This is a genomic window from Thalassomonas sp. RHCl1 (assembly GCF_947387555.1).
GTDB lineage: Bacteria > Pseudomonadota > Gammaproteobacteria > Enterobacterales > Alteromonadaceae > Thalassomonas.
In genome coordinates this window covers 61,641-75,175 of the sequence record NZ_CANDNZ010000011.1, presented here as the reverse complement: position 1 = coordinate 75,175, position 13,535 = coordinate 61,641, and the positions used below count along the sequence as shown (strand labels likewise).

Here is a 13,535-nt window from a genome sequence, read left to right as displayed (position 1 = left end):
ATAGAAGTGAGAATCGCATGAATGAATTTGACGTTGATAATATGGATTTGGAACTCGATGGCCTGGACGATCTCGACGATCAGCTGATGGAAGAGGCCATTGCCATGGAAGAGAAGCCGCCGGCGCGTGACTTGAGTTTTTTCCATAATATTCCGGTAGATGTCACCCTGGAAGTGGCCAGCACCAAATTGATGCTGGGGGATTTGATGCAGTTAAGCTCAGGGGCGGTGATCGAGCTGGAAAAAGTGGCCGGCGAGCCGCTGGATGTCAAAGTTAACGGCCAGATGCTGGCCTCTGCCGAAGTGGTGGTGGTGAACGGTAAATATGGTATCAAACTTGTTGATATTGTTGACGATGTCTTAAACGGATTCCGTTTATGATATGGCGGTTTTTATTGCTGGCGGTATTGATGGCCGGCAGTATTTTTCCCGCCCAGGCGGAACTGACGTTATTTTCGGTCACCGAAGGCGGGGTCAAGCAGGAATACAGCATCAAGCTGCAAATCTTGTTGCTGATGACGGCGTTAAGCCTGTTGCCGGCCATGGTGCTGATGCTTACCAGTTTCACCCGCATCATCGTGGTACTGGCGATTTTGCGCCAGGCCATGGGGTTGCAGCAAAGTCCGCCTAACCGGGTGCTGGTGGGGATTGCCCTGACCCTGACGATATTGATCATGAAGCCGGTATGGAGCGAAATTCATCAGCAGGCCTTTATTCCCTACGACCAGGAAGAGATTGGCCTGGAGCAGGCCATCGAAAGAGCAAAACAGCCGCTGCAGGCCTTTATGCTGGCGCAAACCCGGGAAACGGATCTCGAGCAGATGATGAAAATTGCCGATGAACCGCCGGTGACCTCGGCGGACAATATTCCGTTTTTTGTGCTGATGCCGGCGTTTGTGCTCAGTGAGTTAAAAACCGCCTTTCAAATCGGTTTTATGCTGTTTATTCCGTTTCTGGTGATAGATCTGGTGGTGGCCAGTGTGCTGATGGCCATGGGTATGATGATGTTATCACCGCTGATTATTTCCCTGCCGTTTAAGCTGATGGTATTTGTGTTGGTGGACGGCTGGTCGATGACGGTGGGCACTTTGGCCGCCAGTTTCTCCGGCGGTTGACGGGATTTGTTGGCAAAGATGAATAACAGGAAAAAACACGTGGAGCGGCAAAGATGAGTCCCGAGCAAATAGTTGAACTGATGAATCAGGCGATTTTGACCATTATCGCTATGGTCAGTGTGCTGATAGTGCCGGGCTTGATCGTGGGTTTGATTGTCAGTATTTTCCAGGCGGCAACGCAAATCCAGGAGCAGACGTTAAGTTTCCTGCCCCGTTTGCTGGTGACTTTGCTGATGTTGATGTTTGCCGGTCACTGGCTGTTGAAACAGCTGCAGGAGCTGTTCGACGGCCTGTTTCATAATATCCCGGGTTTGATCGGCTAGCCGTGCTGACCTTAAGTACCCCGGAATTGATGGCCTGGCTCGGTAAGCTGTGGTGGCCGTTTTTTCGCATTGCCGCGGTACTCTGGCTGATGCCGTTTTTTGGCGATCCCCGGGTGACGCCGCTGGTGCGCATTTTATTTTCCCTGGTGCTGGCCGCCATTATCGCCCCTATGATGCCGATGATGCCGGCCTTTGATCCTTTTTCGGTTTCAACCCTGGTGCTGGCAATCGAGCAGATCCTGTTTGGAGTTCTGCTCGGACTGAGTCTGAATTTACTGTTTACTATGATGTTTTTGGTGGGCCAGTTGCTGTCGATGCAAATGGGTCTGTCGATGGCGGTGATGAATGATCCCGCCAACGGCGGCAGTGCGCCGCTGATTTCCCAGCTGTTGATCATTTTTGCCACCTTGCTGTTTTTGAGTTTGAACGGCCATTTGATCGCCCTGGACATTATTGTCGAAAGCTTCCGTACCTGGCCGGTGGGGGAGAGTATTTTTGCCCTGGACATTGAAGTGGTGGTGCAGCTGGTGGCCTGGATGTTCGCCTCCGGGTTGATGCTGGCGATGCCGGCCATTATCGCCATGCTGCTGGTGAATGTGACTTTCGGCGCCATGAACCGCAGTGCGCCGTCGTTAAACGTGTTTTCCCTGGGTTTTCCCATGGGCATGCTGATGGGCCTGTTTTGCCTCGGGCTGGTGTTTTCCGCCATTCCCAACCGTTTTCTGGATTTAACCGTGTATGTATTAACGCAAATGCGCAGCGTGATCGGAGCTTAGATGTCGGAAGATTCTACCCAGGATAAGTCGGAACAGGCCTCGCAACAAAAAATCGACCGGGCGAGGAAAGACGGCCAGCTGGCACGCTCCAAGGAGCTGGCCACCGCGGGTTTGCTGCTGATCGGCGGCGTCGCTTTCCTCTGGTTTGCCCCTTTGTTTAGTGAGTTTTTCAGTAAGCTGATGTCCAGACAAATGCAGCTGAACTGGGCGGCGACCCGGGATCCTTCTTTGATGGCGTCGATGTTTGCCGAAGCCATTATCGATATGCTGATGGTGCTGGTGCCTTTTATCCTCTTTCTGAACCTGGTGCTGATTCTGCTGGGTTTATTTCCCGGCGGCTTTATTTTTGTACTGAAGGCGGTGATGCCGAAATTCAGCAAAATGAATCCTGTTAGCGGGCTCAAGCGCATGTTCTCCAAAGATTCTTTGATGGAGTTGCTTAAATCTATCCTGAAAATCAGCCTGATTGCCCTGACCATGGCCAGTATCCTCAACGAATACTGGTCGCAATTGTTTGCTATGGCGCAAATGCCTTTGATCCGCTCGATAGAAACCGGCATGAAAATCATTTCCCTGGCTTTTATCATCATGGGCAGCTCGTTATTGCTGGTGGCGGCGATAGATGTGCCTTACCAGAGATTTGCCATGCTGAAAAAGCTGCGCATGAGTAAGCAGGAAGTTAAGGAAGAGCATAAGAACAGCGAAGGCCGCCCGGAAATTAAACAAAAGATCAAACAAATCCAGCGGCAAATGAGTCAGGCGCGCATGGAAAAACTGATCCCCGATGCCGATGTGGTGATCGTCAACCCGACCCATTATGCGGTGGCGCTGAAATATGATGCCGATCGCTCGGCTGCGCCTTTTGTGATTGCCAAAGGGGTTGATCATATGGCGCAGCGCATTAAGGAAATTGCCTATCGCCATGAACTGGAAGTACTGGAAGTGCCGGAGCTGACCCGGGCCATTTATTACTCCACCCAGATAGATCAGGAAATTCCCGGCGCCCTGTATACCGCGGTGGCTTACATTTTAACTTATATCATGCAGCTTAAGGCGTATCGTCAGGGCCGGGGTAAGGCCCCCAATGCCTTGCCCGATTTTGCCATACCCGAAAGTTTAAGACGTTAATTAAGAGGTTTATTGTGAACTGGAACACATTAAAGAATACCAAAGTAAGTATTCCTATTTTACTCCTGGCGATACTGGCCATGGTGATCTTGCCTTTGCCCCCCTGGCTGCTCGATAGCCTGTTTACCTTTAATATCGTCTTATCCATTATGGTGCTGCTGGTGGCGGTGTCGGCAAAAAGGCCATTGGACTTTTCGGTATTCCCCACCGTGTTGCTGATTGCCACCTTGATGCGTCTGACTTTAAATATTGCTTCTACCCGGATCGTGCTGCTACACGGCCATGAAGGGGGAGACAGTGCCGGTAAGGTGATCCAGGCGTTCGGTGAAGTGGTGATCGGCGGCAATTATGTGGTCGGTATGGTGGTGTTTGTGATCTTGATGATCATTAACTTTGTCGTGATCACTAAAGGGGGCGAGCGTATTTCCGAGGTGGCGGCCCGCTTTACTTTGGATGCCTTGCCGGGTAAGCAGATGGCGATCGATGCCGACTTAAATGCCGGTATTATCGACCAGCACCAGGCAAAACAGCGCCGCAGTGAAGTTTCCGGAGAAGCGGACTTTTACGGGGCCATGGACGGTGCATCAAAATTTGTCCGCGGTGATGCGGTAGCCGGTTTATTGATCTTAGTGATCAATTTACTTGGCGGTCTCAGTATCGGGGTATTCCAGCATGATCTCACTGCCGGTGAAGCGTTCCAGCGTTTTGCCCTGCTGACCATAGGTGACGGCCTGGTCGCCCAAATCCCGTCATTATTATTGGCAACCGCCGCCGCCATTATTGTTACCCGTATCAATAGCGATGACGGTGATGTTTCCAGCCAGGTACAGCAGCAGCTGCTGGCAACCCCGGCGGTGATCTTTACCGCCGCCGCCGTGATGCTGGTGCTGGGTCTGGTACCCGGCATGCCTATGATAGCGTTTTTATCTTTTGCCGCTGTTTTGGCTTTTGTCGGCTGGCGCCAGAAAAATCGCGTGGTGGCGGATGAGCCGCTGGAGCAGGCGGAAGAAATGGTGGAGGCGCTCACTAAAAAAGACGAACCGCTGAAATGGGAAGACCTGCCATTTATCGATTGTATGTCGGTGGAGCTGGGTTATCAGCTGATCTCCCTGGTGGATGAAAGTAAGGAAGCCGAGCTGCTCAGCCGCATCAAGGGGGTGCGCAAAACCCTGTCGGAAAAAATGGGCTTTTTGTTGCCCGAGGTCAGGGTGAAAGATAATTTAACCCTTAAACCTAACGAATACCGCATCAAGATCAGCGGCGCCAAAGTCGCTGCCGGTATGGTGAAAATGGATGCCCTGCTGGCAATAAAATCCGGTGAAGTGTTCGGCAGCCTCGACGGTGAAATCACCCGGGATCCCGCCTATAACATGGAAGCGGTGTGGATAGAGGCAGACAATAAACCTAAGGCATTAAACCTGGGTTATTCGGTGGTGGATTGCCCGACGGTGATCGCTACCCATGTCAGTAAGATCATGCGGGAAAACCTGGGAGAAATGTTCGGCTTTAATGAAAACGAAGCCTTAGTACAAAGGTTACGCAGTTTATCCGCCAAGCTGGCGGAGAGCTTTGACAAGGCGCTGACGGCGAACGAGCAGTTAAAGGTGTTCCGTCAGTTGCTGCAGGAGCAGATTTCCCTGGCGGATATCCGCAACATCGCCACTACCATTATCGATTCGGCGGAAACCACCAAAGATCCCGTGCTGCTGTGTTCGGATATCCGTTGTACTTTAAAGCGCAGCATTATTACCCAGGCGATAGGGGATAGAAGCCGGTTAACGACTTTTACCCTGGCGGATGAGCTGGAGCAAACCCTGCTGTCGGCACTTAACCAGTCGCAGCAGGAAGTTAAAGTGTCGCTGGACAGCTTCCCGATCGATCCTACTTTGCTGAGCCAGCTGCAGCAGCGTATGCCGGCGGTGAAGGAAAAATTGCAGCAGGACGGCCATCCGGCGGCGCTATTGGTGACACCGCAGTTGCGGCCTTTGCTGGCAAGATATGCCCGCTCTTTTGCCAAAGGTTTGTCTGTGCTTTCTTATAATGAAGTGCCTGAGCATATCCAGGTGGACGTAGTGGGTACCTTAGGTTAAACAAACAAGTGCAGGCAAGTTAACGCTTGCCTGCTTTTTAAGGGGGCATTAAACCAGCAGGAAAAAGCGGAAGATAAAAACCGCCAGTAAAAAGCAGCAGCCGATCACCGGATAAATAATATAACTGTCGTTATTGCGCCGGGTAAAACGCAGCACGATTTTCACCAGCAAGACATTATAAAGGATCAAAAAAGCGGTCATTAAAATGCCGCCGGACAGGTTGACCCCGGATAAGCCGTTGAAGCACATGAAGATCAAAACATAATCAGCCAGAATCATATAAAGCATCAGCTTATGTAACCATCTATGCTGTTTTTGATTAATATAATTCACTGACATTTTTTAATTGCTAAAAGTACTTATACAAAGCGGAAAAAAATTTACAAAACTTTAATTGTTTTGTAATTAAATGGCGGATATTTCTGATCCCGGTTGATGCTGCTTTATTGCCATTACCTTTATTAGCCTATCAGATAAAAATCAAGGATATAAGTCGTTTTTCCTAACAAGGGGCGCTATTTAATTGACCATTTGGTCATCTTTTTTTGATTCATTCTTGGGCTTCTTTTCAAATCTGTTGTAGTATCTGGATGCTGAGAATGCAAGAAGCGTTATCAGTTTTTAGTTCGTTAACTCGTTCGTTAACCAGCTAGTTAACAGCGAAAGCCCGCTATAAATAAGAGCTAAATGGTAGCTTGTTTATTATAGTTATAGCCCGGCTTGCGATATCAAAAATTTATAGTGGAGCTCTATTGATGCAGTTCGCGAATTTATCGATAAAATTGAAATTCTCTCTTGCCATCTTAATTGCGGTATTACTCACCTCTAGCCTGGTCGGCTATATCGGCCATCAAAGTGCGAAAGATATGCTGATCGACAGCATGGAGCGTAAAGAGCTGCCCAATATCCTGAAAAGGATCCGCAACCAGGTGGATAAGGAAATCAGTCTGATGCAGGCGACGGTCAATCAGATTGGCGATGATCTGTTTATTCATGAGTTATTGGATCAGGGGAAGTTAAAAGAAAATGAAGACCTGCTGGTCAGGCATTTAGATAAAATTAAAACTCAGCACCAACTGATCAATGCTTCTTTTGCCGATAAACAAACCGACCGTTACTGGAATGATAAGGGCTTTTTGCGGGTGTTAAGCAGCCCTGTGGATGACTGGTATTTTGCTTTCGTCGCCTCGGGTAATGCCAGCTCTAAAAGTTTGTTTACCGAAGACGGTATCACTAAGTTATTTGTTAACTTTCAGCAGGTAAATGGCCGGGGCCTGGCGGGGGTAGGTAAACCTGTCACCGAAGTGGTGGAATTGCTTAACCGTAATAAAATTGAACAGTCCGGCTTTGTTTTTTTAACCGACAGCCAGGGCTTAGTGAAGATACATAAAGACACCGGCAAGCTGGATAAAGCCGATATTAAAAAGCTTTATGGCAGTGATGTGAACCGGGAGCTGATCAATAAAAAAGATTTTGCCCTGATCGAAGCGGAAGTGGCGGGTGAAGATGTTATTCTGGCATCCAGCTATATTGAAAGCGCCGACTGGTATGTGGTGGCCGAGGTACCGAAGAATGAAGTTTTTGCCAAAATAGATTCGGCGGCCAATACCACGATTATTACCATTTTACTGGCGCTGGCGGGCTTTGGTGCCTTAGGTTTCTTCCTGGCGGGCACTATGACCAAACCGATAGATATGCTGGCGAAAGAATTTACCCGGCTGGGACAGGCGGACGGCGACTTGTCGGTGCGGTTAAATACCCAGAAAGCCCCGGAATTGCAGCGGCTTGAGCAGGGCTTTAATAATTTTGTCGAGAAAATTGCCGATACGGTAGAGCAGCTGGCGACCACCAGTACGGCTCTGCGGGCAGAAGCCCTGGCGGTCTCGGAGTCTGCGGACAAATCCCTGACCAGCAGCCAGACGCAATCGGGGAAAACCACTGAACTGGCAACGGCGATCCATCAAATGTCGGTGGCGATCAGCGAAGTGGCCAATAATGCTTCGCAGGCATCATCCACGGCGGACAGCCTGGATAATACCATACAGCACGGCCGCACTGTGGTGGATGATACCCGCGGCAGTATCCTGGAGTTATCTGAAGAAATGTCGTCTGCTTCCCAGGTGGTTAAAGATGTGGCGGATAAAACCGAGTCTATCGGTTCGGTACTGGATGTGATCCGCAGTATTTCCGAGCAAACCAATTTGCTGGCGTTAAATGCCGCGATAGAGGCAGCCCGGGCCGGCGAACAGGGGCGCGGTTTTGCTGTGGTTGCCGATGAGGTCCGGGTGCTGGCACAGCGTACCAGTGATTCCACCAATGAAATCCAGGAAAATATCAATCAGCTGCGCAACGAAGCCACCAAGGCGGTGACGGCGATGAAAAATTCGGAAGTGAAATCCCATTCCGGCGCCGAATCGGCGGAAAAATCCCAGCAGACCCTGGTCAATATCGTGGAAAATGTGACGCAAATGCGCGACCTCAATATCCAGGTGGCTACGGCAACCGAGCAGCAAGCGGCGGTTTCTAACGATATTAACCGTAATATTACCGATATCCAGGATCAAACCAATTTAAACCTGGCGGAGTCGGATAATATGGCGCAGGTGAGTTTGCGCATCTCCGAGCTGGCAATGCAGCTGGATCAGCTGGTACAGTCTTTTGGTCGGAAATAAGCGCCAGCTTGGCATTTCGGCAGCAAAAGGCTGCCGGAATGCCATAATATCGGGATTGAAAATAAACGGGAGCATATAGACTACTATATAGGGAGCATTTCATGTAACTATGCCTGGTTTTCATGCAGGGGAATAAAGGCTTATCTCTTTATGGCGATATCCAATATTAAAACCCGTATCCTGGTCTTTGTTGTCTTCTTTGAGCTTATCGCTTACAGCACCATTCAGCTGTTTAATCATTACACCTATAAAAACGAATTACTGCTACTCAATAACCGGGCGATAGAGCAAACCTTTGCCGCCAGCATCGCCAAGATCAATAACCTGACCCGCTTGATGGAACGTAATGTCACCGACCTGGCCATTGCCGGCGAAAACCTGTTTTTACTGAAAAAGCAGCAAAAATTTGCCCTGGAGGTGATTGAGGCCAGGGTGGAAGATATCCTGGTAAATAATTTCAGCAGTTTTCCCGAAGCCATAGGTGGCGGCATCTGGTATGAGCCTTATATCCTGGAGCAAAGCGTCCGCTATTTCGGTCCCTACGCCTACCAGGGACGCTTAAAGGTAGAATTTAGCTGGGAGCTTAATACCCCTGAGTATGACTACCATCATCAGGACTGGTACACCCTGGCGTCCGAACATGGCTGGGGGCGTGAGCAACAGCGTGTCAAGCCCATCTTCTGGACTCCCCCTTATCATGACGATGCCGGCAGTTACAGTTTAATGATGACGGTAGATGCGGTGATGTATGATGACCGGCATAAAGAAATAGGGCTGGCAACCGTCGACTGGTCATTAAAAGAGCTCACCGATTTTTTGGAAAGCGTCAGGGTGTCGGCGAACTCGTTTCCTTTTTTAATTCATGTACAGTCAGAGCAATTTTTAAGTTATCCAAAAGATCCTGCCCTGGCGATGCAAAGTGCACGGCTGTTTCCCTGGGGACAGCAGGTTTTGGATAACAAACAAAGCGGACAGTTTTCTATCCTTGAAAATCTCGTTATTGATAATGTCTTATACAATATCTACTTTTACCGGACACAAGACGGCTTTATTTTTGGTTCCCTGAGTCCGGTATCGGATATGGAGCAGGAAGTTAACAACATTACCACGGTGACTTTACTGGCTGGAACCGCAATCGGGGCGGGATTTATCATCATTATGATCGTCCTGATCCGTTTTCTATTTTCTCCCTTTGATAAGGTGCTGGCGCTGATCAAGCAATCCATTACCCATAAAAGCGACGGTGAAGGGGTGGTGATCGAGCCGATCTATTATGAACAAACCAATGAGTTTACCCCGATTATCAAGGCGCTGGACGATGTTTATCATCAAATCACCGCCTATATGTCTGAAATTGTCGAAAGTAATGAGCAGCTATCCCGTTCGAAAAAAGAAGTCTATCAGCTCAATGAAGCACTGGAAGATAAGGTGAAGATCCGGACACAGCAGCTGGCGGTAAAAACCGAAGAAGCGCTGCAATCGCTGGAGCAACTGAAAAATACCCAGCAACAACTCATTGAACAGGAAAAACATGCCGGGTTAGGGCGCCTGGTTGCCGGCGTTGCCCATGAAATCAATACCCCTTTAGGCATAGCGGTAACGGCGGCGTCGAATATGGAAGAAAGCATTCGTCAGGCTTACCACGAACTGGAAGCGGGCAAACTCAGTAAAAGCGACTTCGCTTTAAGCAAACAGCTGCTGGCAGAAAATGCCACCCTGTTGCTGGCCAATTTGAAACGGGCTTCCAATTTGATCACCAATTTCAAGCAGGTAGCAGCGGACCAGGCATCCGATGAATTTTGCTATTTTAACCTGGAAAATTACATCAATAAAATCATCAGCTCCTTGTCACCTAAAATTACCCATAGTCACCATAATATCCAGTTTGCATGCAGCAACAGGAATTTGGAAATTTACTCTATTCCCGGGGTTTTGGTGCAAATCATCACCAACATCGTCGACAACGCCCTGGAGCATGCCTTTTCCTCAGACCAGGCCGGCAACATCACAGTGAGTGTCAGTGAAACCGGGGATGATATTATCATGCAGATAGCAGATGATGGCTTGGGCATGTCTGCCGAGACGGTAGCGCTTATTTTTGATCCTTTTTTTACCACTTCGAGAAAAAGCGGTAGCTGTGGTTTAGGCATGCATATTGTCTATAACCTGATCACCCAACAGCTTAAGGGCAGGATAGAGTGTCGCAGTACCCCCGGGCAGGGCAGCAGTTTTGTGATCTTCCTGCCCAAAGGCGGTCAGGCCCCGTCTTCCGGCTGAACGCCGGTACTAAGTACTTGTATTAGCGCAGGGGAACAGCTTAAAATTATCCCTCGAAATATCGTGGCCTGTATTGATGTACTTAACCGGCATGTGGCGGGGCCGGCGGGGAACATAATGAAAGACAATATTAAACATTATCTGGCAGACTCAGAATTGCTGCTTAATGCCGTTGGTGAAGGCATTTATGGTTTTGATCGTGAAGGCAATGCCGTGTTTATCAATCCTGCAGCGGAGAATATGACCGGCTGGTGTGCCGGGGAATTATTGGGTAAAAACATTCACCAGTACCATCATCATAGTTATGCCGATAACAGTCCTTATCCTGCTGCCGAATGTAAAATTTACGGTACCTTGCAAGACGGTATCAGCCGTCATGTGACCGGGGAGGTATTCTGGCGCAAAGACGGCTCAAGCTTCCCGGTGGAATATACCACGACCCCGGTTTTTAAAAATAATGAAGTGATCGGCGCGGTTGCCGTGTTTCGTGATGTCAGTGAGCAATTACAAACTGAAAGTGATCTGAGAAAAGCATTACAAGAGGTGCAGCAGTTAACGGAGCAGTTACAGGCGGAAAATACCTATTTGCAAAATGAATTGCACCAGGAATGGTCGGCGGCGGGGCTGGTGGGGGAAAGTGCGCCGCTTAAGGAGATGCTGGAGCAACTGGAGCTGGTGGCTAAAACCGACAGTACGGTACTCATTCTCGGCGAGAACGGTACCGGCAAGGAGTTGGTGGCGCGTAATATCCATAGTTTAAGCCTGCGTAATAAGTCTCCCTTAGTGCGGGTTAATTGTGCCGCTTTTACCTCGAGCCTGCTGGAGTCTGAGCTTTTCGGTCATGAAAAAGGCGCCTTCACCGGCGCCAGTGAGCGGCGCAAAGGACGTTTTGAACTGGCCAACAAAGGCACCTTGTTTCTGGATGAAATCGGCGAGTTGTCGATGGCGGCACAAAGTAAACTGCTCAGGGTGTTACAGGAGCAGGAATTTGAACGGGTTGGCGGTAATGAAACCATAAAGGTGGATATCCGTATTATTGCCGCCACCAACCGGGACCTGTTGCAAATGGTTGAACAGGGGGACTTTCGTATCGATTTATACTACAGGTTAAATGTCTTTCCGATCCATATTCCGGCGTTAAGAAAGCGCCCGCAAGATATTCCGGCTTTATGCCAGGTGATTATCGGCAAGCTCAACAGCAAGCTGGGAAAAAATATCCAGGCGATCAGCAACAGCAGTTTGAAAATGCTGGCTCAGTACCATTGGCCTGGCAATATCCGGGAGTTGCAGAACCTGTTGGAGCGGGAAGCGATTTTAACCCGGGGAAATATTCTCGATTTTAAACATAAGCTCCTTGCGGATCCGGGTAGTCAGGCAGAGGCATTCGAGTCGCTGGCAATGGCGGAAAAGCGCCATATTTGTGCGGTGCTGGAAGCCTGTCACTGGCAGATTGGCGGCGATAATGGTGCCGCCAGGGTATTGGGTTTGCCCGACAGTACGCTGCGCTCCAAAATGAAAAAACTGGCAATAGCACGTCCCGGTTAATTCCGAAGAAATAAGCATTACACCGGGAATAAGGCCACGATATGTCGCGTATCCGCGAGATATCGTGGCTTTTTTATAAGCTTAACCCGGGCGCCATTATATTTGTTGTTATTAAATCAATGAGATAGCTTTCTCTTTTTATCTGGCATTGAAATTGCTGTTAGGCTGCAAAATGTTTGATGTAAGCAGTAAACCATGAAGTTCGATTTTAAAGAAGAAGATCTCATCATTAAACCCTATAAAACCCAGGGGCCCGTCTATATCCGCAAACAAAAAGGCTTGTTTCAAAAAATACGGCGTTATACCGGTGTGATTTTTGTGCTGTTATTTGTTTTGCTGCCCTGGATAACTTACCAGGGCAAGCAGGCTATTTTACTGGATATCGGCAAGCAGCAGTTTCACTTTTTTAGCATTACCCTGTTTCCACAAGATTTCACTTTGCTGGCCTGGCTGTTGATGATCGCGGCCTTTTTGCTGTTTTTTATTACTACCTGGCTCGGGCGTATCTGGTGCGGTTACCTGTGCCCGCAAACGGTTTGGTCTTTTACCTATATCTGGATCGAGGAAAAAATTGAAGGAACCCGCAATCAAAGAATGCGTCTGGATAAAAGCCCGCTGAGCGCAGGCAAAGCGGGGAAAAAACTGCTTAAGCACGCTATCTGGTTAACCCTGTCTTTCCTGACGGCCACGACTTTTATTACTTATTTTGTGCCGGCTACCGGCTTGTATAACGGCCTGCTTGAACTGGAATGGTCCGGTTTGGTGACGTTTTGGGTGAGCTTTTTTACTTTATGTACCTATGGCAATGCCGGCTGGATCAGGGAGAAAATGTGTATTTATTTTTGTCCTTATTCCAGGTTCCAGTCAGCGATGTTTGATCAGGATACCTTGCTGGTGGCTTATGATAAAAAGCGTGGTGAAAACCGCGGCGCCCGCCGACGTAAAGAAGACCCCCGTCAGCTGGGCCTGGGAGATTGTGTTGACTGTAACTTATGTGTGGAAGTGTGTCCCGCCGGGATTGATATCCGCAACGGCCTGCAATATGAGTGCATTAACTGCGGTGCCTGTATTGATGCCTGTGATCAAACCATGGATAAATTCGGTTATGCCAAAGGACTGATTTCCTATACCAGTGAAAATGCCCTGGCAGGCAAGAAATCCCCGCTATTACGTCCGAAAATCTTAGGTTATGGCAGCTTGTCGATATTTTTCGTGGTTTTGATGGGTATTACCATGTATGCCCGGGTGCCGGTGGAAGTGTCTGTGCTGCGGGATCGTAATGTTCTGTACCGTACCAACTACCTGGATGAGGTGGAAAACAGTTATCAGCTCAAGCTGATCAATAAATCACAGCATGCGCAGCGTTATCAATTGGCTGTGCTCGGGGTTGATGAGGTGAAAAGCAGTGTGACTAAGCCGATAACAGTGGCGGCGGGTGAAATGTTAAGCGTACCTGTGACCCTGACGGTGGCAAGGGAGCATATCAAGCATAAGGTTACTAATTTGCAGTTTGTGATCCAGGCGGAAAATAATGCCGAGATCCATCTGTTAAAAGAAACCCGTTTTTATTCTGATTAGCGGCTTTTGTTCAAGGTTTCAATGCGGTGCCG

11 protein-coding genes are annotated in these 13,535 nt (G+C 48.9%); 10 read left to right on the top strand and 1 reads right to left on the bottom strand.

The window, feature by feature from the left end; translation table 11 throughout:
• The first annotated feature begins 17 nt into the window (after positions 1-17).
• Genes fliN through flhA form a run of 6 tightly spaced genes read left to right on the top strand, consistent with a single transcriptional unit; the run spans position 18 to position 5,431 of the window.
• Positions 18-380, top strand: coding sequence for a flagellar motor switch protein FliN (gene fliN, locus QL234_RS24365; protein ID WP_044833697.1), 363 nt, complete (start codon positions 18-20; stop codon positions 378-380).
• Positions 377-1,114: a flagellar type III secretion system pore protein FliP gene (gene fliP / locus QL234_RS24360; RefSeq protein WP_281560360.1), complete on the top strand. Its 738-nt coding sequence runs from the start codon at positions 377-379 to the stop codon at positions 1,112-1,114. The genes fliN and fliP overlap by 4 nt, the downstream gene beginning before the upstream one ends.
• Before the next feature lie 53 nt (positions 1,115-1,167).
• Entirely contained in the window at positions 1,168-1,437 is a 270-nt protein-coding gene (gene fliQ / locus QL234_RS24355) for a flagellar biosynthesis protein FliQ (RefSeq protein WP_044833696.1), read from the top strand.
• Positions 1,438-1,439: 2 nt separating this feature from the next.
• The gene (gene fliR, locus QL234_RS24350) at positions 1,440-2,213 is read left to right on the top strand and encodes a flagellar biosynthetic protein FliR (protein ID WP_281560359.1); all 774 of its coding nucleotides are present in this window, start codon (positions 1,440-1,442) and stop codon (positions 2,211-2,213) included.
• Positions 2,214-3,341, top strand: coding sequence for a flagellar biosynthesis protein FlhB (gene flhB / locus QL234_RS24345; protein ID WP_281560358.1), 1,128 nt, complete (start codon positions 2,214-2,216; stop codon positions 3,339-3,341).
• 14 nt (positions 3,342-3,355) lie between these two features.
• Positions 3,356-5,431: a flagellar biosynthesis protein FlhA gene (gene flhA, locus QL234_RS24340; protein WP_281560357.1), complete on the top strand. Its 2,076-nt coding sequence runs from the start codon at positions 3,356-3,358 to the stop codon at positions 5,429-5,431.
• A 48-nt stretch (positions 5,432-5,479) separates the two neighbouring features.
• Here flhA and QL234_RS24335 read toward each other — a convergent pair whose 3' ends face one another.
• Complete coding sequence (locus QL234_RS24335) at positions 5,480-5,719, bottom strand: hypothetical protein (protein ID WP_281560356.1); 240 nt, start codon at positions 5,717-5,719, stop codon at positions 5,480-5,482.
• 467 nt (positions 5,720-6,186) lie between these two features.
• On the opposite strand from QL234_RS24335, the gene QL234_RS24330 reads away from it, so the two are divergent.
• The 4 genes from QL234_RS24330 (at position 6,187) to ccoG (ending at position 13,503) form a co-directional block, all read left to right on the top strand.
• Positions 6,187-8,103, top strand: a complete 1,917-nt coding sequence (locus tag QL234_RS24330) for a methyl-accepting chemotaxis protein (RefSeq protein ID WP_281560355.1) — start codon at positions 6,187-6,189, stop codon at positions 8,101-8,103.
• A 150-nt stretch (positions 8,104-8,253) separates the two neighbouring features.
• Positions 8,254-10,380, top strand: a complete 2,127-nt coding sequence (locus tag QL234_RS24325; protein ID WP_281560354.1) for an ATP-binding protein — start codon at positions 8,254-8,256, stop codon at positions 10,378-10,380.
• 117 nt (positions 10,381-10,497) lie between these two features.
• Entirely contained in the window at positions 10,498-11,925 is a 1,428-nt protein-coding gene (locus QL234_RS24320; protein WP_281560353.1) for a sigma 54-interacting transcriptional regulator, read from the top strand.
• 195 nt (positions 11,926-12,120) lie between these two features.
• Positions 12,121-13,503, top strand: a complete 1,383-nt coding sequence (ccoG, locus tag QL234_RS24315; RefSeq protein ID WP_281560352.1) for a cytochrome c oxidase accessory protein CcoG — start codon at positions 12,121-12,123, stop codon at positions 13,501-13,503.
• Positions 13,504-13,535 lie beyond the last annotated feature (32 nt).